Consider the following 20,802-nt stretch of genomic DNA (forward strand, 5'->3'; position numbering starts at 1 on the left):
TTGCAGCGCGCTCGTTGTCGTTTCCCGGAGGTCTTATGGAGATGTCTTTCTTCTTGCGTGCAAGGCGCAAGATGGCGTGTGGGTTCGTGTTTGCCCTGGCGCTCAGTGGTCCTGTGCTGGCGGCATCGCCCGCTATCCCGATCAGCTACACAGAAGCCCTACAACGGGCGCTTGCTAACGCCCCAACCCTGCACGTGCGCCGATCGCAGATCGATGCCAGTACCGAAGAAGCCGCGCGTGCTGGCGCGCTTCCCGACCCACGTTTGATCGTGGGGCTGGCGAACTGGCCCGTCAGCGGACCCGATGCCTTCAGCTTGCGGGCCGATGAGATGACCACCCAGCAAATCGGTCTGATGCAGGAGTTTCCTGCGCGTGCGAAACGACGTGCCGAGCACGCGTTGGCGCAAGCGACGCTGGCGCAAGCGCGCTCACTGTCGATGGCCGAACAGCAGATGGTGGCCCAAGCGGCCGCGCTGGCCTGGATCGAGCTGTGGAGTACGCAGCAAGCCGTAGATGCGTTGGAAGGTCTGCGCGAGCCGGCCCGTATAGCCGAGCGTGCGGCGCGTGCTCGCTTGGCAGGCGGCACGGCCGGGGCCAGTGATGTGCTTGCCGCCCAGGCCGCCCTACTGCAGTTGGACAATCGCCTGGAGCAGGTACATGCGGAGCACGCCGCCGCGCAGGCCGGCCTGGCGCGGTGGTTGGGTATTGCACCAGAGGCGATCTTGGCCAGTGGTGCGGCACCGGATTTTTCGCAGTTGCCATTGGAGCCCACCCAACTGCTGGCCAAACTGGACCAACACACGCCACTACTGGGCTGGGAGGCACGCGAGAGCTTAGCCCAGGCCCAGGTGGATGCGGCCGTGGCCGAAACCCGCCCGGATTGGAGTGTGGAGCTCACCTACGGACGTCGCGAGCGCGCACCCGACGGCATGGCGCGCAGCGACATGCTCATGGTGGAAGTGGGTGTGGGCCTGCCGCTGTTCCAGAAGAACCGCCAAGCACGAGGCATCGCGGCACGGCGGGCCGAGCTGGAGGCGGTGTCCGCAGAGCGCGATGAGGCCCGGCGCATCCAAGCCGAGTCGGTGCAACGCGCGATAGCGCGATGGCGCGGGTTAACCGGCCAGTTGGAGCGCCAGAACACGCAGAGCCTGCCTTTGGCGCGCGATCGTGCACGCACGGCGTTGGCCGCCTACGGCGCCGGTGCCGACCTGCAGCCGTGGCTGGAAGCGCGGCGCGATGAGATCGAATTGCACCTGGAGAACGCCCGTCTGCTGGGCGAACAGGGCCGTGCCTGGGCGGCACTGGCCTATCTGCTACCCCATGAGGAGAACACGCCATGAGCCCGACCAAGACGCGTCTCACACAGCTCGCCGTGGCCCTCGGGTTGCTGGCGCTCGGCTTTGCCGGCGGCTACGCCTGGATGACTCGAACCTCTGATACCACCCCGCCCCCCGGCACGAGCGTCGCAGATCAAGCACGCAAGGTGCTGTACTGGTACGACCCCATGGCGCCGGAGCAGCGATTCGACAAGCCGGGCAAATCTCCGTTCATGGATATGGAGTTGCTGCCCAAATACGCAGATGAGGCCATAGGGGGCGGAACGCAGATCGATCCGCGCCTGCAGCAGAACGTGGGCATACGCACTCAGGAAGTGACGGTAGAGTTACTAGGGACTGCCGTACGCGTGCCGGGCACACTGACGTGGGATCTGACCCAGGAAAGCGTGATCAGTGCGCGCATGGAAGGCTTGATCACCCACGTGCAGGTAAAGGCGCCGTTTACCGAGGTTCGTCGTGGTCAAACGCTGGCCACCGTGCAGGCCCCGGCATGGAACGCGGCCATCGCCGAAGCACATGCCCTGAGCCAAGCTCAGTCCGCGGGCGCGCGTGAGCTGCAGGGTGCGGCGCAACAACGGTTGCGTTCGTTGGGTGTTCCTTCTGGCGCCTCGGCCAGAAGTGGCGTCGTGCTTAGCGCAGACCACAGTGGTGTCGTGACCGAGATCCTGGCACGCGAGGGACAGACGGTGATGCCCGGTACGCCACTGTTCAAGATCAATGGGCTGGACACGTTGTGGCTGGAGGCCTCGGTACCCCAGGCAGCGCTGGGCACCTTGCGGCCGGGGACCTCAGTGCAGGCCACGGTCAGTGCCTGGCCGGCAGAGCGCTTTGCCGGACAGATCCAGGCGTTGCTTCCCCAGGTCGACATGGCTAGTCGCACGCAGCGGGCGCGAATTGTGCTGCGCAACCCGCAGCGTCGGCTGGTGCCGGGCATGTTCGCCGAGGTTCTGGTGCAGCCCGACGCCGAGCAGGCCCTGCCAGTCGTTCCCACGGAGGCGCTGATCGCCACCGGGCGGGACAGCCGGGTCATCGTGCAGGATCCGGACGGGAGCTTCCGGCCAGTGCGGGTGAGTGTGGGACGTAGCGTGCAAGGGCGCACGCAGATCGTGGCAGGCTTGGCCGGTGGTGAACGCGTGGTCGTCTCGGGTCAGTTCTTGCTCGACTCCGAAGCCAGTCTCTCCGGTGCGTTGGAGCGCCTGGGTGCTGCACAACCGACACGCCCTGCCAGCGCATCAGGTGTGCACGAGCGCCATGACGCCGGGCACGAACCACGCACTGTCGTGCCGTCACCGTCCAGACAGCCGGCGCCTGTCGCGCCAGACACCTCCACCTCTACGCCGCCGCGCTGCCCGGTGCAGTACTGGTATGACCCGATGGTGCCGGAGAAGCATTTCGACAAGCCGGGCAAGTCACCGTTCATGGATATGCAGTTGGTACCCAAGTTCGGCCCCGCCGCAGCCGCTGATTGCCAGGCAAGCGAGGTCATGTCCGAAGCGATGGAGGGCACACCATGATCGCGCGCCTGATCCATGCTTGCATCGCCAATCGCGTGCTGGTGCTGGTTGCCGCCGCGCTGCTGGCGGTGGTCGGTATCTGGTCGGTAAAGAACACGCCGCTGGATGCGCTGCCGGACCTGTCCGATACCCAGGTCATCATCCGCACGCAATGGGCGGGGCAAACCCCGCGCATCATCGAAGACCAGGTCACCTACCCGTTGGCCACCACGATGTTGTCCGTGCCGGGCGTGAAGGCGGTACGCGGCTTCTCCTTCTTCGGTGATTCATTCGTCTACATCCTGTTTGACGATGCCACTGATCTTTACTGGGCGCGCTCTCGAGTGCTCGAGTACTTGAGCCAGGTACGCGATCGACTTCCGCCGAATGTGAATCCGGCGCTGGGTCCTGATGCGACAGGACTGGGCTGGATCTACCAGTACGCCTTGGTGGATCGGACAGGTCAACGTGATGTGGGGCAGCTGCGTGCGTTGCAGGACTGGTTTCTTCGTTATGAGCTAAAAACCGTGCCGGACGTGGCTGAAGTAGCCAGTGTGGGCGGTGCGGTGCGCGCCTGGCAGATCCAGCCCGATCCGCAGGCGTTGGCGGCCCGTGGACTGACGGTGGCCGAGCTCATCGAGGCGGTGGATGCGGCCAACGGCGCTACCGGGGGCTCGGTGATCGAACAAGGCGAAGCCGAACTGATGGTGCGCAGCGAAGGCTACCTGCGCACACAGGAGGCGTTCGAACAGGTGCCGGTAACCGGCAACGACGGCATCCCCGTCCTGCTCGGCGAGGTGGCCACGATCAGTCGCGGGCCGGTCTTCCGTCGTGGTATCGCAGAGTTGGATGGTCAAGGTGAGGTGGCCGGCGGCGTGATCGTCCTGCGGACCGGCAAGGATGCCTTGGGGGCCATTCGGAACGTCAAAGCGCGACTGCAGGCGTTGCAATCCAGCTTGCCCGAGGGCGTGGAAGTGGTGCCGGTGTACGACCGCTCCGAGCTGATCCAGGATGCGGTACGCAACCTCACCCACAAGCTTGGCGAAGAGTTTCTGGTCGTAGCGCTGGTATGCCTGCTGTTCCTGTGGCACCTACGCTCGGCGTTGGTGGCCGTCATCACCCTGCCTTTGGGTATCCTGGCGGCCTTCATCGTGATGCACGCCCAGGGGATCTCCGCCAACTTGCTGTCATTAGGCGGCATCGCCATCGCCATTGGTGCGATGGTCGATGCAGCGGTGGTGATGATCGAAAATGCACACAAGCATCTGGAGCACTGGCGGGAGGCGCACGGCCGGGAACCTCAGGGTGAGGAGCGCTGGCAGCTGATGGCCCGCTCGGCGGCCGAGGTCGGACCGGCCCTGTTCGCCAGCTTGCTGGTCATCACCCTGTCTTTCGTGCCGGTTTTTGCCCTGCAGGCGCAGGAAGGGCGATTGTTCTCGCCTCTGGCCTACACCAAGACCTACGCGATGGCCGCCGCAGCAGGGTTGTCGGTGACCTTGATCCCCGTCTTGATGGGCTACCTGATCCGCGGCCGCATCCGCCCGGAACAGCAGAACCCCATCAATCGCATCCTGATCGCTGGCTATCGGCCCATCCTGCTGTGGGTCCTCAAACATCCCGGTGTCACCTTGCTGCTCAGCGGCCTGCTGCTAGTGCTCACCTTGATCCCCTTTAGCCGGTTGGGCAGTGAGTTCATGCCGCCCTTGGAAGAAGGCAGCCTGTTGTACATGCCCACGGCCCTGCCCGGCCTGTCCGCCGACAAGGCCCGTCAGTTGCTCCAGCTCTCGGGCCGGATGATCAAGACCGTACCGGAGGTTGAGCACGTGTTCGGCAAGGCGGGCCGTGCCGAAAGTGCGACCGATCCGGCACCGATCGAAATGTTTGAGACCACCGTGACCTTCAAGCCGCGGGATCAATGGCGCCCGGGCATGACCCCCCAGAAGCTACGCCAGGAGTTGGACGCAGCGGTCAAGATTCCCGGTCTGACCAACCTATGGGTCCCGCCCATTCGCAATCGCATCGATATGTTGGCCACCGGCATCAAGAGCCCGATTGGGATCAAGGTCTCCGGACCCGATGTGGAGCAGATCGAGCGCCTGAGCCAGCAGATCGAGCAGGTGGCCAAGACTGTGCCCGGCGTGAGTTCGGCACTGGCCGAACGCGTCACGGGTGGGCGCTATGTCGATGTACAGGTGCGCCCGGAAATCGCTGCACGTTACGGATTCACTCAAGGCCAACTCCAGCAACTGATTGCCACGGTCGTTGGCGGTGATCCAATCGGGGAAACGATCGAGGGGCGCGAACGCTATCCCATCGTCTTGCGCTACCCCCGTGGCCAGCGTGACTCGTTGCAGGCCTTGCAGGATCTGCCGCTGATCGCGCCAGGCGGTGTGCAACTGACCTTGAGCCAGGTGGCGGAGCTGTCAATCAGCCCAGGCCCGCCGATGCTCAAGAGCGATAACGGCCGGTTGGTGGGCTACATCTACGTGGATGTGGCCGATCGCGACTTGGGATCGGTGGTCCAGGACCTGCAAGCCGCGGTGCAGACCCAGGTGAGTTTGCCTGCCGGCTATGGTCTGGCGTGGTCGGGGCAGTACGAGTATCTGCAACGGGCTTTGGCACGCCTGCAATGGGTGGTGCCCGCGGCGTTGGCGATCATCTTCCTGGTCATCTGGATGGTGTTTCGCCGGCTTAGCGATGTATCCATCATCCTGCTCAGCTTGCCCTTGGCGTTGGTGGGCGGTTTCTGGTTGATCTGGGGGCTGGGCCATGCGATTTCGGTGGCCAGCATGATCGGATTCATCGCCCTGGGCGGCGTTGCGGCTGAGTTCGGCGTCATCATGCTGCTGTACCTGCGTCATGCCTGGGAGCAGCGCTTGGCCAGCGGTGCGCCGGAAGATGTGTCTACCCTGCAAGAGGCTATCTACGAAGGCGCCGTGCAACGGGTGCGCCCGAAGGCGATGACGGTAGCCGTCATCCTGGCCGGGTTGTTTCCGCTTTTCGTCGGTGCCGGTGCCGGCTCGGAGGTCATGCAACGTATCGCCGCGCCGATGCTGGGTGGCATGCTCACCGCACCGGTGCTCTCTATGGTGGTGATTCCCGCAGCGTTCTATCTAGTGCGGCGACGTGGATTGCGCGCGGCGCGGGGCGACCAATGAGAGACAGACTGAGCACTTGAGGTAAGTCCCCACAAAAAGACGCCAGTCATGGAAGAAGTCATGACTGGCGTCAAAGGGGAGAGTACCGCCTACATGCTTACTTATCAGTGCCCGGCGTGCGGGGAAATCTCAAAGCTCAGCGACGCCCGATCCGACACAAAATCCAAACCCTTTTGTGTAGAGGGCACAATGTGATTGGTGTGGATGTACCAGGTCTTGGCGGTGGTCACCTGGAAACTGGCTTGGCCTTGGGCATCGGTGCGCAGGAGCGTAGCGCTACCGTGCCCACCCTTGACCGGTGCGTCAGCACGATGACCGACGTACACGCGTAGGTTGGGCACTGGCGTGCCCTGCTGCAGCACCTGGAACGACAGCTGTTCGCCGACCTTCACGCTTCCAGGATTGCGGGCCAAGCGGATCTCCAGCGGATAGCCCAGCGAGGCAGCGAAATCGTCGGTCAGTTTTGTGCCCACCTGTCCAATGGTACGAGCATGCTTGGTATAGCTATAGGTGACCCCTTTGGGAAACTTGCTCGCATCATAGGTGGCCAGGGTATCGGGCAAGTCTTCCAACTCCAGGTACTTGCCGAACTCGCTGGCCGTACGCGTGCTGGTGGAGGCCATCGTCGAGACCCCCAGCAGATAGGTGCCCTCGCCCGCCGGATGCACGGTGAGCTGGCTCTGCTTGCCGACCTCTTTCCAACTGGCCAAGTCCGGTGCAGCCTTAGCGCCGCCCTGACTCAGCGAAACGTCCTGTAGACGCGCTCGGGTGACTGCACCTGCACTTTCATCGAAGGTGCCATTGTTCACCAACGCTGTGTTCGCCTCGCCCGCTGCGGTGCCAGGCTTGGAGAAAGCGACAAACAGGTCGTGCGCACCGGCACTGCCGGCCACAGCGAACAGCAGTAGTGTGGCGGATAGTTGCGTGTTTCTCATGATGTGTAGCTCCTCGTGATCGTGGCTTACCAGTGGTAACCAAAGCGGACATTCCAGCGACGACCCAGCAAGTCGTACGTCATGGTGTCGGTGTCGGTGTTGGGGTTGTTCTTCACGAACGGCGCCTTCTTATCGAGCACTTTTTCAACGCCGGCGGAGATATCCCACTTCTTCTTGATGCCGTAGCTCAGTTGCAGGCTGTGGTACACCACGCTGGACACATGCGAGCCGATCGTGTCGGGCACGGCGATGATGTCGTCCGCGCTGCCGATGTACTGCGCCGAATAGACGCCGGTCCAACGGTTCTTGCCCATACGCAGTGAGCCCAAGCCACGCCACTGGGTGTAGCTACCCAAGCCGCTGGTGATCTTGCCGGCGTACTCAATGGTGGTGGCCCCGGGCGTGAGCGCCCCCAACCCACGCGGGGTGAGTCTGGAGGTCCTGGAAGCCCTGCTGGATCTGGTCATGGCCTCGGGCAAGGTACGTGTGGTCGACGTGGCGGAACTGTGTCCGCCCCTGGATCCGGATCAAGCCACCGCACGTGTGGCCGCGCGTTTGATCCACCGAATGGTCAGTGCGCAGGCTCAGTGAAGTGATATCGGCTGGCAAAAGGCAGTGAGCTAATGGGAACGCTCAGCCAGCAACTGCTTCATTTGCGCGATCTCCTGTGTCTGCGAGGTAATAATGTCCTGGCAGAGCTTCACCAACTCAGGATCCTTCAGACGATTCTCCTCACACATCAGGATGGCGCCAGCGTGGTGGGGAATCATCGAACGGATGAACTGTTTGTCAGTGACCGCTGCTTGAGTGCGAATGCCCCACCAGCAGAACAGCATGAACGCCACCGTCAGACCAGCCAGAATCAGATTGCGTCGGCGATCGGGGTACATGCTGGACATTAGCCACAGCTCGATCAGCAGCATGGGAGCGGCCATCAGGCCCGCCATGTAGAACTGGTTCACGTTGTTATAGACGTTAGCCCACTGATCGACCATTGCGTACATCAATGCGTACATGGCCACGAAAGACAGGCCCATCATCAACAACAGGCGGCCGTAATGGCCTTGATGCCCTTGTTGTGCCTGGTGGGCAGGTTGGTGTGAGGCGTGCGGTTTTGCGTGCTGGGACTGCGGGTCTTGCGCGTTTTCGTGCGTACCGTGCGAAGAGGACATAACAATCTCCGTGGGAATGGCAGAACGGCGGAAGAACCCGCGAACTGTTGGAACAGCTCCCGGGCTGAGAACACTTACATACCCTTGCCGGCAGCGAATTCCTGCGGGCTCAGCTTGCCATCTTTGTTGCTATCGAGCATGCCAAAGTGCGGCGCCAGCTTGTGCTTGGCCAGTTCTTCCTTGGACAGCGAGCCGTCCTTGTTGGCATCGAGCTTGGTGAAATCGGCATCGGCCGCCGCCGGCTTGTGCTGACCGTGGTCGGTGGTGGGCGTGGTGGTCTGGCCGCCGGCGAAGGCCGCGCCCGCCATCAGGAACAAGGCCATCATCGAGAGGGAGGCATAACGCTTCATTGCAGTACTCCTTGTGGGATATGAGCCATCAGTGACAGGAATGGCCGCGCGCAGGCTCATCGGCGCGGTCAGGGTGGGGGGTGGCAACAACGGTGGAGCCGGACAAACGCAGGGCATTGGTGACCACCGAAACCGAGCTCAGGCTCATGGCCAGGGCCGCCATCATCGGACTGAGCAAAAGGCCGAAGCTGGGATACAGCAAGCCGGCGGCGATAGGCACGCCGATGGCGTTGTAGACGAAGGCGAAGCCCAGGTTCTGCTTCATATTGGCCACCGTCAAAGACGAGATGGCACGGGCTTGCACGATGCGCCTCAAATCACCCTTGACCAGGGTGAGCTGGGCGCTGGACATGGCCACATCCGTGCCCGTCCCCATCGCGATGCCCACATCGGCTGCCGCCAGGGCCGGCGCATCGTTGATGCCATCGCCAGCCATGGCCACGCGACGACCCTGGGCTTTGAGTTGCTGGACCAGGTCGGCCTTGTCCTGCGGCTTGACGCCACCACGCACATCCTCGATGCCCAGCGTGCGCCCCACGGCCTCGGCCGTCGCCTGTGCGTCACCGGAGGCCATCACCACGTGCAGGCCATCGGCACGTAGCAGGTTCAAGGCAGGCAAGGTCGTGGCTTTGATGGGATCAGCCACCGCAATGGCGCCGGCCAACCGACCATTGACCGCCAGGAACATCACGCTAGCGCCTTCTTTCCGAAGACGCTCGGCGCTGCTTTGCAAAGGTGCTACATCGGCGCCAACCGACGCCATCAGGCTTTGGTTGCCGAGCACGACATCCTGATCGGACACGCGCCCGCGGACGCCTTGGCCGGTGAGCGAATCAAAATCTTGGGCGGCCACCAGGTTCAAGCCACGTCGCTGGGCTTCAGCCACGATGGCCTCGGCCAAGGGGTGCTCACTGCCCTGCTCCAAGCTGCCGGCCAAACAAAGGATCTGATCGGCGTCGAAGCCGGCGTTGGAGAGCGTGTCGCGAAAGGCTGGACGCCCCTCGGTCAACGTACCGGTCTTGTCCACGATCAACGTGTCGATCAGACGTAGCTGCTCGATCGCCTGAGCATCGCGGAACAGGACCCCGACCTGCGCAGCGCGGCCAGTGGCGACCATGATCGACATGGGGGTAGCCAAACCCAAGGCACACGGGCAAGCAATGATCAGAACCGATACGGCATTGAGGACGGCAAAGGTCCAGGACGGTTCGGGTCCAAACAGACCCCATCCGAAGAACGTGAGCACCGCCGTGGCCAGCACGGCCAGGACAAACCAGTACGCCACCTTGTCCGCCATACGCTGCATCGGCGCGCGGGAGCGCTGGGCTTGGGCTACCAACTGCACAATCTGCGCCAGTACCGTCCCGGATCCGACTTTGTCCGCCCGGATGACTAAGGCGCCCGTCCCGTTGAGCGTGGCGCCTATAACGTGATCACCGACAGCCTTCTCCACCGGAATGGGTTCACCGGTCAGCATCGACTCATCGACACTGGCGCGGCCTTCGATGACTTCCCCATCGACCGGCACCTTCTCGCCCGGTCGTACGCGAAGCAGATCACCCACGTGCACGTGATCCAGCGCAACGTCCTCTTCGCCCCCATCGGGTTTGACGCGGCGAGCCGTCTTGGGCGCCAATCCCAGCAGGGACTTGATGGCCGCCGAGGTTTTGGAACGCGCCCGCAGTTCCAGCAGCTGTCCGAGCAGGGTGAGCGAGACGATGACCGCTGCCGCCTCGAAGTAGACCCCTACCCGTCCATGCTCGCGGAAAGAGTCCGGAAACAGGTCCGGTGCCACGGTGGCCACCACGCTGTAGCCAAACGCGGCGGCCACGCCGATGCCGATCAGCGTCCACATGTTGGGGCTGCGATTGCCGATGGACTGTAGGCAGCGCTCAAAGAAAGGCCACCCCGCCCAGAGCACCACCGGGGCGCTCAGCACGAGCTCAATCCAGGTGCGCGCCTGCGTGGACAAGCCGGGCAGACGGTGTCCCAGCATGGCCAAGACCAGGACGATCAACGTCAAAGGCAACGTCCACCAGAACCTTCGGGTGAAATCGCGTAACTCTGGATTGTCGTCCTCCTCCAGCGAGGGCATCTCCGGCTCCAGCGCCATGCCGCAGATCGGACAGGTGCCGGGACCTGGCTGACGAATCTGCGGATGCATCGGGCAGGTGTAGACCGTGGCGTGGGTACCGCTGGGTTGGGCCACCGCTGCTGGGGCGGTCACTTCAACTTGCTGGGGAGCATCGTCCGTATAGCGGACGGGATTGGTGATGACCCGTCCATCCGCAGCCTCGACAGGGGCTGCGCCTGCAGAATGGTGATGGTCATGGGACGACGGTGAGTTCATGCCGATGCTCGCTTTAGTGGGGATGGACTGCCAAGGCAGTGTGCCATTGCGGGTTACACAGCTATTCGGGGCTGAGCGTCCCGAGCACTGAAACAACAATCAGGATCAAGATGGCCAGCGCGGCCTCAGCCGTAACACTCTGCCGCAAAGCCCGCACCTCCTGCGCGGGATCTCCGCTGGTCAGCGCTCGTTCCAAGCGCGGCACCAGCGTCCATCGGTGCAGCGCTCCCAAACCCAGCATTCCAGCGAACAGGGCCAGTTTGAAAAGCAGCAACTTCCCGTAGGTGCTCTGGAACAGGGCCGAAAACGACCACGCGGTGAGATCCCCGTAGTGCGCGATGCCGGACACGATGAGCGCACCAACGAAGATCGTTCCCAGCGTCGAAAAACCATGCAGAAAGTCATGCGTTGATCGCAGACGCCCGCTGCCGTTCGTCTCTTTGCCGCGCAGCAGCATGGCAAGGAACATCAGGACCGCTGCGATCCAGCCGCCTGCCGCGAGAAGATGGACGATGCCTGCAGCAAGCCGGACCGCGCCTGCCAAGCCCTCGCCAGCGGCGGCGTGGCCGTTCCATGCCAGCGAAGCGAGTGCGCCGCCCGCCAGCATCGCCCCCAGCGGGAAGGCGGTCTCCACCTTCCCGCGGCGACGATGCCATCCGAGCACGAACATCAGGGCGACCAGCAGCGCGCCTCTCGCCATGGCTGCCCGGCCCGCGGACGTCTCGAGCAGATACCAGCCAAGCGATGCGCGATCAACCTCGGCAAGCGGCATTCCCATGATGCCCGCGGTCTTGAAGACGACATCGAGCCCGGTGAGCACGAGACCGGCTACGGCACCCGCCAATAGAACGCCCATGAGTGACCACCCGGCCAAGGCGTCGGCGAGTGCCGATCGACGCGACCCGTACCAACCGAAGAGTGGAACCCCGAAAAGAACCATGATGACAAGGTATTCCAAGAATCTCAGTGCATAAGCCGACAGGTCGAACATTCGCGACTCCTCAGCGCACCGTGAAGCTGAAGCTGCCCGGCATGGGGTGGTTGTCACCACCGACGGCGCGGTATTCCACGGTATAGACGCCCGGAGCCAGCGGTCCAGGCAACTTGGCACGCAGGGTCTTGCCGTTGTTGACGATCTCGGTCGTGAAATTCTCGATCGGCATGGTGGAACTGCCGTGCTTCATGAGCAACTTGAGACGCGACGCCCGCGGAATCAATGTCTCGTTGAACACGAGATCGATCTGGCCTGGCGAGGCCACCACCGCATTTGCCGCCGGTGTGGACTGCTGCAGCGCGGCGTGGGCGTGCGCGACCTGCAGCGAAAACTGCCCGGCCGCGATTGCGAGGACGAGCGCGAAGGAGCGAATGACGTTGGACGACTTCATATGGATAAATCCTCATTGGAATGTGATGCAAAGCCCGTTCGGGAGGGGCCGCGCTGTGTTCGATGCGACAAGCGTTAGATGTCGGACTGTCACTGAAACCACGATTTGTCGGATTTTCTTGATACTTCCGCTTTCGCGAGACGAGGATCCCACCGGCTCAGGCGGGATCCTCGACGCATTACGCTGCCATGGCGCTGCAGCTTTCCGCGCAGCGGCGACAAACTTCGGCGCAGCGCGTCATCTCAGGGTCGTTCATGGCGTCGCATGCATCGGCGCACTGGCGGCAGATCTCCGCGCAGGCACCGCAAACCACGTCGTGAACGCTGGCACCGCGCAGCATCGCGTCGGCACTGGTTGCGCAGGTATCGGCACACGTCGCCAACAGCGCGATGTGCTCCGGGGCCGCGTGAACACCTCCTTTGGTCAGGCAGTAGTTGATGGTCTCCAGGCAGATCGCATGGCATTGCGTGCAGTTGTCGATGCACTCGTTCATGGCCTGGGGCCGGTGTGCTGCGGAATGGTGAGTCATGTAGTTCTCCTTCTTCCTCGCGGGCGAGAATCGGCGCGCCCGCAACACCGTCCCCTGTTGCTGCGACGGATCAGTGCTGTGCGAACGGTTCAGTGGTTCCGTCGCGATGTATCAGCTCGACCGTGAACGGCTGCTGGCGTCCCTCCGGGACCTCCATGCCCGGAGAACCAAGCGGCATCCCTGGGAGGACCAGGCCGCGTGCGTTCGGCTTTTCTTCGAGGAGACGCTTGATGTCCGCGGCCGGAACGTGGCCTTCGATGACGTATCCGCCGATCTCGGCCGTGTGGCAGGAGCCCTTTGCATAGGGGACACCCAACCGCTCCTTGACCAGACCCAGGTCATCCATGTCGTGCACATCCACGGTGAATCCCGCCTTCTGCACGTGGTCGATCCAGACACCGCAGCACCCGCAGGTCGGGGTCTTGTGGACGGTCATGCGTGGCAGGGCTGCTGGAGTCGCGTCGGCTGATTGGACGACAACCTGTGCGGAGGGCGAGGTTGTGGGTTGCGCGGATGAAGCATCCTGGGTGCAAGCACCCAGACCAGCCACGGCAAGGACCACAAAAGTCAGACGGTGCAATGTGAGCGTAGTCATTTCAATCTCTCGACTCAGCGCTTGGTCCGCGAGGACCAGTGGATGTGGACGATCCGCCAGCCGTCCGCGGTCTCCTTCAGCACCATCGTCTCGTCGCTCTGGACGGTCAGTGGCTGGCCGTCCTTCTGGGCATGCAACTCGCTTTCGGTTCCGACCCACGCGAACTCGCCAGCGGCTCGTGCGCGCTGACGGAGCAGCTGGCGATGGGCGCCCTTGAGGAACGCCGCATCGCTGACTGCGTGATGGCCCATGTATTCCTCGCGGCTGCGTTCGGCGCCCCCGGACTCGAGGATGAGAACGTCGGCAGCGAGCAGGGCTTCGACCGTGGCCAGATCGCCGCTAGACAGGGCCCTGTTGAAACGCTCCGCTACGGCGACCGCGGCCTCTGCAGTGACTGGGACGTCGACGTCCGCAGATGCCGCGGCAGCGGGGTGATGTGCGTGCGGCTGTGTCGCCTGCGCCATTGCGGGGGACACGACGGCCAGTGCCAGTGCGAGGGTGAACGAGATTGCTGTTGCGTTCATTGCGTGGGCTCCAAGAAGATCAATGGGGGTGCGCATGGCCGTCATCGGCCACGGGCGTGTGTGGTGCAGGGTGCGACTCCACCTTGCCGTCGGGATGGCCGTGGCTCACCAACCCGACTTCCGTGTCGCTGGGTGTCGGGCCGTGGTGATCGTCGTCCACGCCCGGCGGGTGCGCATGCGGCATGGAGTTGTTGCCCGGCTCGAATAAGGCAGGGTGATCCTCGGCCTTTTCGTCGTCATGGTGGCCTTGCGTCTCGCCGCCGCCATGCGAATGGCCCTCGCTGCTGTCGACAAGTTCCTTGTACGCAGTCGCGTCCAGCGTGGGCAACTTCTGCAGGAAGGCCGACATGTTCCATATGAACTCATCGTCCATGCTGCCGCCCCAAGCGGGCATGCCGCTGGCCTTGATGCCGTGCTTGATCACCCAGAACGCCTCAGCTGGAGCGACCGGCTGTTTGCTTAGGTTCGGTGGCGCGGGGTACAGGCCCTTGCTCATCTCGGTGGCCGCCGCGTCTGGTGAAAGATGGCAGGTCACGCACATGGCGTTGTAGTTGCCCGCACCCTGGCGGATACGCTCAGGATCATCAAGGTTCGTGGGTAGCTGAAGCTTGGCGGCGCGCACCTCAATGGAACGCTCGCGCGCCGTTTCAAGTAGCGCATACACCGGGCGACTATGCGGATCGTCGGCGGCCACGTTGTACACGCCCAGAGAGAGCGTGGCGGTTGCGACCACCGCAACCAATGCCACGCCGGCACCGAGCCATACCCACATCTTTTTGTTGGATTTCATTGTCAGTTCCCCTTAGAACCAGGTACGAAGGCCGATGACCAAGCGCGTGTCTTCAAAGGACTCGCCATGCTCGCGTCGCATGTCTGCGGTATTGCCAAACGCGCGCTCGTACACCACGCCGATGTAGGGAGCGAACTTTCGGGTGAACTCATAGCGAAGTCGTAGCCCCGCCTCAGCGGCACTCAGACCCGAACCTATCCCGCGCAATGGATCGTTCTTGCCATAGGCGGTGACTTCCACCAGCGGCTGCAAGATCAGCCGGTTGGTTAGCAGCAATTCGTACTCGGCCTCGACATTGGCGGCAGTCTGGCCCCCTTCGCCGAGATAGGCTGTGGCGGACACTTCGAACTTCATCGGCGCCAAGCCCTGTACACCGATAGCGGCGAAGTTCTGCGATGCCCCAGGCTTGAAGTCATGACGCACACCGGCCACCACATCCCACCACGTGGAGATACTGCGGCCGTAAAGCACTTCCAGATCAGCCGACTCGGTCTGACCATCCGTGCGTTCGCCTTCACTGCGGAGCCAGACGCGATTGAGGTCCGTACCGATCCAGCCCTGGCCCTCCCAGCCCAGCCCGGTGCCCGGATCGGCATCCCAGGTTTCCAGGCGATTGAGCAGCACGTAGCTCTTGATCGAGTTGTCATGCACCGGATGCGCGTGTTCCGGCGCGATGGCCGCCTTGCGATCCGCGTCCGTCACCGCGGGAATCGGGGTGCGCGGCTGCGTTGGCGCTGCAGGCCCGTGTCCCATCTGACTGTGGTCCATGCCCTCCATCGATTGCATTCCCGCTTCTGGTGTAGCGGGCGCGGGCGAATCATGGCCCATCTGCGAATGGTCCATCCCCTGCATCGCAGGCGTGGCCGTGCCGGAGGTGTCGGCTGCAGCGGGCTGTGCCATCTGACTGTGATCCATGCCCTGCATCGACTGCGCCTGCGCTGTGGGCGCCGCAGGTGTGCTCGCGGGCGAGCCGTGCCCCATCTGCGAATGGTCCATGCCCTGCATGGCAGGCTCGGCTGCGTTAGCCTGCGGCTCGGCGTGGCCCATCGCCGCATGATCGATCGTCGCTTCGCTCGTCTTGGCCGGTGTTGCAGGCTTTTGGGCTGGCGCAGGTTTTGATGTCGGTGCCTGATGTGCAGAGTGATCCTGAGTCTGGGTCTGCGCGCCCTGCTCCATCTGCATGGAGCCGTGCTGCATAGATTGGGCGCTGGCCGCATTGGCCAGGGCCAGCGAGATAGCCGTCAGCGCAGTCAGGGTGGTATCGCGTCTATTGATGTTCATTCGTCGACCCTCACCGTGCGCATCATTCCGGCTTCCATGTGATAAAGCAGGTGGCAATGGAACGCCCAGCTGCCCAACGCATCGGCACGCACGCGATACGTGCGTCGGCTACCTGGCGGCATATCCACCGTGTGCTTGCGCACCATGAAGTTGCCGTTGTCGTCCTCCACGTCACTCCACATGCCGTGCAAATGGATGGGATGGGTCATCATCGTGTCGTTAACCAATACGATGCGCATACGCTCGCCGTAGTTCAGCCGCAGCGGCTCGACATCGGAAAACTTCTGACCGTTGAAGCCCCAGGAGAATTTCTCCATGTGTCCGGTCAGATGCAGCTCGATCTCGCGACCGGGGTCGCGTCCGTCAGGGTCTTCAAAGGTGCTCTTGAGCATGGAATACGTCAGCACATGACGGCCGTTATCGCGCAGGCCATTGCCCGGATCATCCAAGCGCGAACTCACGCTCATGGCTTGGTTGTCCAACAGGGGATTGTTGGTCTCGCTAGCAGGGTGTGATTGCATGCCCCCGTGCTGCATGCCTGCCATGGCACCATCGCCGGCGGCGGGCATCGCATGGCCTGCATGGGCCGAGGTCGCGTTACCGCTGACAGGTGGGGTCATGCCAGGCATGCCCATGGCCGCACCACAGCCGCCTTCCATGCCCTTGCTGCCGCCAGACATATCCATCGACCCATGATCCATGCCCATGTCTGCCATCGTCAGCAGCGGCCGGGGATCCACAGACGGAACGGGCGCGCGTAATCCTTCGCGCACAGCGAGCGTGCCGCTGATGTAGCCGGTGCGACCGGAGTCTTGGGCAAAGATGGTGAATGCGTCCTGCCCGGAGGGCTCCACGATCACATCGAAGGTTTCTGCTACCGCGATGCGGAACTCGTCGACGGAAACCGGATGGACATACAAGCCATCTGCCGCCACCACGGTCATCTTCAGCCCCGGAATACGCACATCGAAGTACGTCATGGCAGAGCCATTGATGAAACGCAGGCGCACCTTCTCGCCACTGCGGAACAAACCGGTCCAGTTGCCCAGTGAGGTCGTGCCGTTCATCAGGTAGGTGTAGGTGTTGGCGTTGACGTCGGACAGGTCCGTGGGCGTCATCCGCATCACGCCCCACATCTTGCGATCTTCCAACGTGGCCGACAGGCCGTTGCGCTTCACATCGCGCGCAAAATCGCCGACCGTGCGCTTGTAGTAATTGTCATGGCCCGGCATCTTCTTCAAACGATCGAACAGGGCCGTCGGGTCCAGGTCTGTCCAATCGCTCAGCATCACGACGTAGTCGCGATCGAAACTGAAGGGCTCCGGCTCCAATGGGTCGATGACGATCGGGCCATAGAGCCCGGCTTGTTCCTGGAACCCTGAGTGGCTGTGGTACCAGTAGGTTCCGCCCTGATGCAGGGTGAACCGGTAGTGGTAGGTCTCACCACGTCCGATACCGTCAAAGCTCAGACCCGGCACGCCGTCCATGTTGGCCGGCAAAATGATGCCGTGCCAATGGATGGAGGTGTCCGCGCCATGGATGGAGTTAGCGGGCAATGCATTAGAGACGCGCAAGTTGACCGTGGTGCCTTCCCGCCACCGCAGCAACGGCGCCGGAACGGACCCGTTGACCGTGATCGCGGTGCGGGTCTTGCCGGTGAAGTTCATCGGCGTCTCGCCAATGGTCAGGTCAAACTCAGTGCCCGATAGTACGTTGGGTTGTCCCGGCCCCTTGAGCGCCCAACTGGCTTTGGGCCAGAAACCTAATCCTGCGACTGCGCCTCCCAAGGCCAAGCCTTGGACAAATCGCCGCCGCGAAGGCAGCAGCGGTCCACCGCGTGGACCACGAAAATCATCATGCGACATGAAAATGCTCCAAGCGTCGTGTTGCCACCGGCGGGCGGTGGTACAGAGCGGGCGGCTGGCCTAAACAGGCATGCAAGCCACACCAACGGCGCCATTGCGGCGCCTAGGGACGCTTAGCCGATCGGTGGTCGGATCAGATGAGGCAAGGCAGGTGCCGCATGCCCTAGGGGCAGCGGCATGACATCCAGGCCCAAGGCCAGTTGCACCGAAACATGCAGGCGCGCAGGAAGTGCGCTCGCGCAAGCGTGTACGCAGGCGCACCGGCACGCAGAAGACTTGCAACAGTCGGGACCGGCATGGTCGCCATGCCCAGTGCCAGCCTTTTCAATCGATGTGGCATCGGGATGATGCTCAGCACTGTGATGGGCGAAGCAGTCTTCGTCGACTTGCACCGCGGCAGCCACTTCGCTGGCCTGCTCTTCCATGACCGGGTTCATACTGACGGACGCAAACGCCGACCACGCGCCGTTAAGCACGAGCATGGCGATCAGGAACAGTCGCAGTAGAAGTGAGGAGGCTGACACGGGCGACATGGTATATCACTTTAGACAAGGCGCGTGTGTATCGGTCGTGAACAAAATCTCAAGTAAGCCTGAGATGTCGCGACTTGTCAGTCGCACTAGCCGCGGACACTGCAGCTCCCTCCAGAAGCGCCCAAAGGGCGGGTTGAGGCGAAGAGTTGCCCATAGGGCGAGCGCTTGTTCGGTTTACTTCTCGGGCGTGGCCTCGATCAGCTTCACCAACTCGCGCTTCTGCTGCTTGCTTAGCGAGCCCCAGCGCAGGAGCAACTTGGCCAGCAGATCATCGTCGGTGTAAAGGAAGGCGGCGGGGATCCCCAACGCTTGGGCCAACCGCTCAGCAATCTCCAGCATGGGCTCGTGCTTGCCACGCTCGTACTGGTTGATTCGGGGGCTGGCCACGTGAGGATCCAGACCGGCCCGGATGCCCAACTCCTTCTGCGACAAACCCGTGTGCAGGCGGGCTTGTTTGAGGCGTCGAGCGAAGGTCGGTGTTGAGTCGACGGACAAAGTCACGCGCGCACCCCATGGAGACCCCATAAGGATGGCGGATGTACCCAGCCTTGCATACTAAGATATTCTTAGCTTTGAGGCAACCGGCGACACCGGTAGCGCCGCCCCCCCCCCAGGAGCCACGCCGCTCCCTCATCCCCGGAAACCGCATGCCCGGAACCTCGTCAATGACGCCATCTGGGGTCGCCAGCATCGAGGAGTTGGGCCTTCGTGGCACCCTTTTCCTAGCCGCACTGTTAGCCGCGCAGCTACGACGCCTACCGGTGGCGCCCACACGCCGCTCCACCTTGCTGGTGCTGGACACGCTGCGAGACTTGGCCTTGATCCAAGTTCCCTGGCCAGCGGATCGATGGCAGATCCGCCCCGATGCCGAGGTCACGCCCATCGAAGATCCGCAATGTGCTTTCGCCTGGTCTACCCACGAGCGCAGGCACCTGCTCCCGGTGCTGGAAGACCAACTCGGCGATATGGCACACGATGTAGTCTTGGCGGACGCGAAACTGGAGCTGTGGGATGAACTTGCACTCTGGGAGACCGAGCAGTTTCTGGAGCAGCAATTGCTCAAACATCACTTCGACCCAGGCTGGGCACGTGATGTGGGGTTCGTCTTTCAATCCGGACCGCGGGGCTTGCCGATCGCGCGGTGGCGTTACTGCTGCTGGGCGGCGGTACGCCAAGGTGCCTCGGTGGCGATGCGTCTTGGCGTGCACGACAGCGCCCATGTGCGGGAAGCCATCTTTCAGGAGGTCCAGAAGCGCCTGCGCTACCTGATGACCAGTTCGCCCGAGCAAGGCATGTTCAAGCCCTATCATTTGGCACCGGAGTCCTCAGTAGCCAAACTGTTTGTAGATTGGGTCGTCCCTATGGAATGGGCGTACTGGACAGGTGAGCGCCACCCCAGCCGCTAGCAGACAAACGAGCAGCCTCGTCAGTCGGCTCCCCCATCTTGCGCATGGCCGCGCCGAGTTTTCTTCACCGCATTTTGTGCTGGCGTCAGTTGATTCAGTAGAGGCTCTAGCGCTTCAAGACGTGCATTGGCACGCAACGCATCGGCTTCAGCGCTCTCGCGGCGCTCACGCTCCCGCGCAAGGGTGTCTTGAACTTGAGCTAGCTCGTTGCGCATGGTATCCAAGGTCTTGGCGTCAGTCTTCCAGCGCTCCTGCAGTGCCAAATAGTCCGTCGCGGTCTGGCGCAACGCCACGACCTCGCTGTGTTGGCCTTCGTGGGCCTGTCGTAGCTGGGCAAGCTCACGCTCAATCCGCCCGTGGCGCTCCAGCCATTGACCATTGTCGCGGTTCAGCACCAACAGCTCCTGATTCTTCGCGCCCAAGGCTTCATTGGCCTGACGTAAGGCTACTTGCAGCTCTTGGACCTGATGCTCGTGACGGCGAAGCTCTTGCTCACGCTGCTCTTTGGTTGAAGTGCGGTAGTGCTCAAGCGCTTCCCGGGCATGGGCATGCTTGTCCTCCAGAGAACGCGTATGCGCCTCATGATCAGCCAGCCGCACCGTCATGCCAGCGATGCGCTCGTTCAACTGGGCGATTTCCGCGATCCTGTCACCTAGATTCTGTTGAAGGAGGGCGTGAGCAGCTTGCTCTTGGTGCAGGCTTGCTTCGGTGCGCTGCAGCCGACTGCTCAAGGCGGCAGCCTCCTCTTGGGCACCGGAAAGCGCCTGTTGCCGACTGTGGAGCTCAGCCTGATGGCGCTCACGCTCCTGGGTGAGGATGGCCTCTGCTTCCTCCTGGAGCCGCGAGGCCAAGCGCGCAACCAAGTCCTGCAAAGCATCACTAACGGCTACCGTCCTCGCCGGACCGCCGCCTTCCTCTCCTTCCAGTTCACGCAAGTAGCGGTGGATCGTGGTCTTGGAGCCCGTGTTGCCCAAGGCCACTCGCACCGCGTCGACTGACGGCGTCTTGCGTTGGGCCAGCAGCGCGTCGCGCGCCTTCTGGACGTCACTCTTATAGAGTCCTGCGCGCGCCATCGTGCCACCTCACTTTATTTCGTAAT

21 protein-coding genes are annotated in these 20,802 nt (G+C 62.8%); 5 read left to right on the forward strand and 16 right to left on the reverse strand.

The annotated features are described in order from the left end of the window. Positions 1-35 precede the first annotated feature (35 nt). From D5301_RS08210 to D5301_RS08220, 3 genes are read left to right on the forward strand one after another with little or no spacing between them, the layout of a single operon-like run. Positions 36-1,340, forward strand: coding sequence for a TolC family protein (locus tag D5301_RS08210; protein ID WP_153855341.1), 1,305 nt, complete (start codon positions 36-38; stop codon positions 1,338-1,340). Then, positions 1,337-2,851 (forward strand): efflux RND transporter periplasmic adaptor subunit, encoded by a 1,515-nt coding sequence (locus tag D5301_RS08215; protein ID WP_005413406.1) that lies wholly within the window; start codon positions 1,337-1,339, stop codon positions 2,849-2,851. The genes D5301_RS08210 and D5301_RS08215 overlap by 4 nt, the downstream gene beginning before the upstream one ends. Further along, the gene (locus D5301_RS08220; RefSeq protein ID WP_005413407.1) at positions 2,848-5,988 is read left to right on the forward strand and encodes a CusA/CzcA family heavy metal efflux RND transporter; all 3,141 of its coding nucleotides are present in this window, start codon (positions 2,848-2,850) and stop codon (positions 5,986-5,988) included. The genes D5301_RS08215 and D5301_RS08220 overlap by 4 nt, the downstream gene beginning before the upstream one ends. Before the next feature lie 104 nt (positions 5,989-6,092). Here D5301_RS08220 and D5301_RS08225 read toward each other — a convergent pair whose 3' ends face one another. Together D5301_RS08225 and D5301_RS08230 are read right to left on the reverse strand one after the other, a co-directional pair. Next, the gene (locus tag D5301_RS08225) at positions 6,093-6,923 is read right to left on the reverse strand and encodes a DUF4198 domain-containing protein (RefSeq protein WP_005413408.1); all 831 of its coding nucleotides are present in this window, start codon (positions 6,921-6,923) and stop codon (positions 6,093-6,095) included. A gap of 26 nt (positions 6,924-6,949) precedes the next feature. After that, on the reverse strand, positions 6,950-7,279 hold the full coding sequence (locus D5301_RS08230) for a TonB-dependent receptor (protein ID WP_223025135.1): 330 nt from the start codon (positions 7,277-7,279) through the stop codon (positions 6,950-6,952). Positions 7,280-7,325: 46 nt separating this feature from the next. Here D5301_RS08230 and D5301_RS08235 point away from each other — a divergent pair, with 46 nt between their 5' ends. After that, on the forward strand, positions 7,326-7,514 hold the full coding sequence (locus tag D5301_RS08235; RefSeq protein ID WP_187756563.1) for an arginase family protein: 189 nt from the start codon (positions 7,326-7,328) through the stop codon (positions 7,512-7,514). Between the two features lie 29 nt (positions 7,515-7,543). On the opposite strand, the gene D5301_RS08240 is transcribed toward D5301_RS08235, so the two are convergent. The 13 genes from D5301_RS08240 to D5301_RS08300 form a co-directional block, all read right to left on the reverse strand. Further along, complete coding sequence (locus tag D5301_RS08240) at positions 7,544-8,095, reverse strand: DUF305 domain-containing protein (protein WP_031269107.1); 552 nt, start codon at positions 8,093-8,095, stop codon at positions 7,544-7,546. 74 nt (positions 8,096-8,169) lie between these two features. Beyond that, positions 8,170-8,445, reverse strand: a complete 276-nt coding sequence (locus D5301_RS08245; protein ID WP_005413412.1) for a hypothetical protein — start codon at positions 8,443-8,445, stop codon at positions 8,170-8,172. A 28-nt stretch (positions 8,446-8,473) separates the two neighbouring features. Then, complete coding sequence (locus D5301_RS08250; RefSeq protein ID WP_219625521.1) at positions 8,474-10,795, reverse strand: copper-translocating P-type ATPase; 2,322 nt, start codon at positions 10,793-10,795, stop codon at positions 8,474-8,476. Positions 10,796-10,856: 61 nt separating this feature from the next. Further along, a complete protein-coding gene (copD, locus tag D5301_RS08255) occupies positions 10,857-11,786 on the reverse strand; it encodes a copper homeostasis membrane protein CopD (RefSeq protein ID WP_017354978.1) in 930 nt (309 codons plus the stop codon). Positions 11,787-11,796: 10 nt separating this feature from the next. Next, the gene (copC, locus tag D5301_RS08260; RefSeq protein WP_005413416.1) at positions 11,797-12,180 is read right to left on the reverse strand and encodes a copper homeostasis periplasmic binding protein CopC; all 384 of its coding nucleotides are present in this window, start codon (positions 12,178-12,180) and stop codon (positions 11,797-11,799) included. 178 nt (positions 12,181-12,358) lie between these two features. Further along, positions 12,359-12,709, reverse strand: a complete 351-nt coding sequence (locus tag D5301_RS08265; RefSeq protein WP_012480213.1) for a four-helix bundle copper-binding protein — start codon at positions 12,707-12,709, stop codon at positions 12,359-12,361. 70 nt (positions 12,710-12,779) lie between these two features. Next, complete coding sequence (locus tag D5301_RS08270; protein WP_019184727.1) at positions 12,780-13,145, reverse strand: DUF411 domain-containing protein; 366 nt, start codon at positions 13,143-13,145, stop codon at positions 12,780-12,782. A gap of 173 nt (positions 13,146-13,318) precedes the next feature. Then, positions 13,319-13,864: a nuclear transport factor 2 family protein gene (locus D5301_RS08275; RefSeq protein WP_223224792.1), complete on the reverse strand. Its 546-nt coding sequence runs from the start codon at positions 13,862-13,864 to the stop codon at positions 13,319-13,321. Next, positions 13,848-14,618: a cytochrome c gene (locus tag D5301_RS08280; RefSeq protein WP_005413420.1), complete on the reverse strand. Its 771-nt coding sequence runs from the start codon at positions 14,616-14,618 to the stop codon at positions 13,848-13,850. Before D5301_RS08280 ends, D5301_RS08275 begins: the two co-directional genes overlap by 17 nt. 12 nt (positions 14,619-14,630) lie before the next feature. Then, positions 14,631-15,899 carry a copper-binding protein CopB gene (locus D5301_RS08285; protein ID WP_005413421.1) on the reverse strand — a complete coding sequence of 423 codons (1,269 nt, stop codon included), beginning with the start codon at positions 15,897-15,899 and terminating at the stop codon, positions 14,631-14,633. Then, positions 15,896-17,764, reverse strand: a complete 1,869-nt coding sequence (locus D5301_RS08290; RefSeq protein WP_012480217.1) for a copper resistance system multicopper oxidase — start codon at positions 17,762-17,764, stop codon at positions 15,896-15,898. Before D5301_RS08290 ends, D5301_RS08285 begins: the two co-directional genes overlap by 4 nt. Before the next feature lie 113 nt (positions 17,765-17,877). Next, complete coding sequence (gene copL, locus D5301_RS08295; protein ID WP_012480218.1) at positions 17,878-18,297, reverse strand: transcriptional regulator CopL; 420 nt, start codon at positions 18,295-18,297, stop codon at positions 17,878-17,880. Between the two features lie 174 nt (positions 18,298-18,471). Continuing rightward, entirely contained in the window at positions 18,472-18,822 is a 351-nt protein-coding gene (locus tag D5301_RS08300; RefSeq protein WP_043033515.1) for a helix-turn-helix transcriptional regulator, read from the reverse strand. A gap of 122 nt (positions 18,823-18,944) precedes the next feature. On the opposite strand from D5301_RS08300, the gene D5301_RS08305 reads away from it, so the two are divergent. After that, the gene (locus D5301_RS08305) at positions 18,945-19,703 is read left to right on the forward strand and encodes a hypothetical protein (RefSeq protein ID WP_228756358.1); all 759 of its coding nucleotides are present in this window, start codon (positions 18,945-18,947) and stop codon (positions 19,701-19,703) included. Positions 19,704-19,723: 20 nt separating this feature from the next. On the opposite strand, the gene D5301_RS08310 is transcribed toward D5301_RS08305, so the two are convergent. Then, complete coding sequence (locus tag D5301_RS08310; protein ID WP_153855342.1) at positions 19,724-20,776, reverse strand: DNA-binding protein; 1,053 nt, start codon at positions 20,774-20,776, stop codon at positions 19,724-19,726. Positions 20,777-20,802: the final 26 nt, after the last annotated feature.

The organism is Stenotrophomonas sp. MH181796 (assembly GCF_009659995.1).
Lineage (GTDB): Bacteria > Pseudomonadota > Gammaproteobacteria > Xanthomonadales > Xanthomonadaceae > Stenotrophomonas > Stenotrophomonas riyadhensis.

Excerpts from the sequence above, each read along its gene's own strand:
- D5301_RS08210 (WP_153855341.1), top strand. The coding sequence starts at position 36 with ATGGAGATGTCTTTCTTCTTGCGTGCAAGGCGCAAGATGGCGTGTGGG.
- D5301_RS08215 (WP_005413406.1), top strand. The coding sequence starts at position 1,337 with ATGAGCCCGACCAAGACGCGTCTCACACAGCTCGCCGTGGCCCTCGGG.
- D5301_RS08220 (WP_005413407.1), top strand. The coding sequence starts at position 2,848 with ATGATCGCGCGCCTGATCCATGCTTGCATCGCCAATCGCGTGCTGGTG.
- D5301_RS08225 (WP_005413408.1), bottom strand. The coding sequence starts at position 6,923 with ATGAGAAACACGCAACTATCCGCCACACTACTGCTGTTCGCTGTGGCC.
- D5301_RS08240 (WP_031269107.1), bottom strand. The coding sequence starts at position 8,095 with ATGTCCTCTTCGCACGGTACGCACGAAAACGCGCAAGACCCGCAGTCC.
- D5301_RS08245 (WP_005413412.1), bottom strand. The coding sequence starts at position 8,445 with ATGAAGCGTTATGCCTCCCTCTCGATGATGGCCTTGTTCCTGATGGCG.
- D5301_RS08250 (WP_219625521.1), bottom strand. The coding sequence starts at position 10,795 with ATGAACTCACCGTCGTCCCATGACCATCACCATTCTGCAGGCGCAGCC.
- copD (WP_017354978.1), bottom strand. The coding sequence starts at position 11,786 with ATGTTCGACCTGTCGGCTTATGCACTGAGATTCTTGGAATACCTTGTC.
- copC (WP_005413416.1), bottom strand. The coding sequence starts at position 12,180 with ATGAAGTCGTCCAACGTCATTCGCTCCTTCGCGCTCGTCCTCGCAATC.
- D5301_RS08265 (WP_012480213.1), bottom strand. The coding sequence starts at position 12,709 with ATGACTCACCATTCCGCAGCACACCGGCCCCAGGCCATGAACGAGTGC.
- D5301_RS08270 (WP_019184727.1), bottom strand. The coding sequence starts at position 13,145 with ATGACCGTCCACAAGACCCCGACCTGCGGGTGCTGCGGTGTCTGGATC.
- D5301_RS08275 (WP_223224792.1), bottom strand. The coding sequence starts at position 13,864 with ATGCGCACCCCCATTGATCTTCTTGGAGCCCACGCAATGAACGCAACA.
- D5301_RS08280 (WP_005413420.1), bottom strand. The coding sequence starts at position 14,618 with ATGAAATCCAACAAAAAGATGTGGGTATGGCTCGGTGCCGGCGTGGCA.
- D5301_RS08285 (WP_005413421.1), bottom strand. The coding sequence starts at position 15,899 with ATGAACATCAATAGACGCGATACCACCCTGACTGCGCTGACGGCTATC.
- D5301_RS08290 (WP_012480217.1), bottom strand. The coding sequence starts at position 17,764 with ATGTCGCATGATGATTTTCGTGGTCCACGCGGTGGACCGCTGCTGCCT.
- copL (WP_012480218.1), bottom strand. The coding sequence starts at position 18,297 with ATGTCGCCCGTGTCAGCCTCCTCACTTCTACTGCGACTGTTCCTGATC.
- D5301_RS08300 (WP_043033515.1), bottom strand. The coding sequence starts at position 18,822 with ATGGGGTCTCCATGGGGTGCGCGCGTGACTTTGTCCGTCGACTCAACA.
- D5301_RS08305 (WP_228756358.1), top strand. The coding sequence starts at position 18,945 with ATGCCCGGAACCTCGTCAATGACGCCATCTGGGGTCGCCAGCATCGAG.
- D5301_RS08310 (WP_153855342.1), bottom strand. The coding sequence starts at position 20,776 with ATGGCGCGCGCAGGACTCTATAAGAGTGACGTCCAGAAGGCGCGCGAC.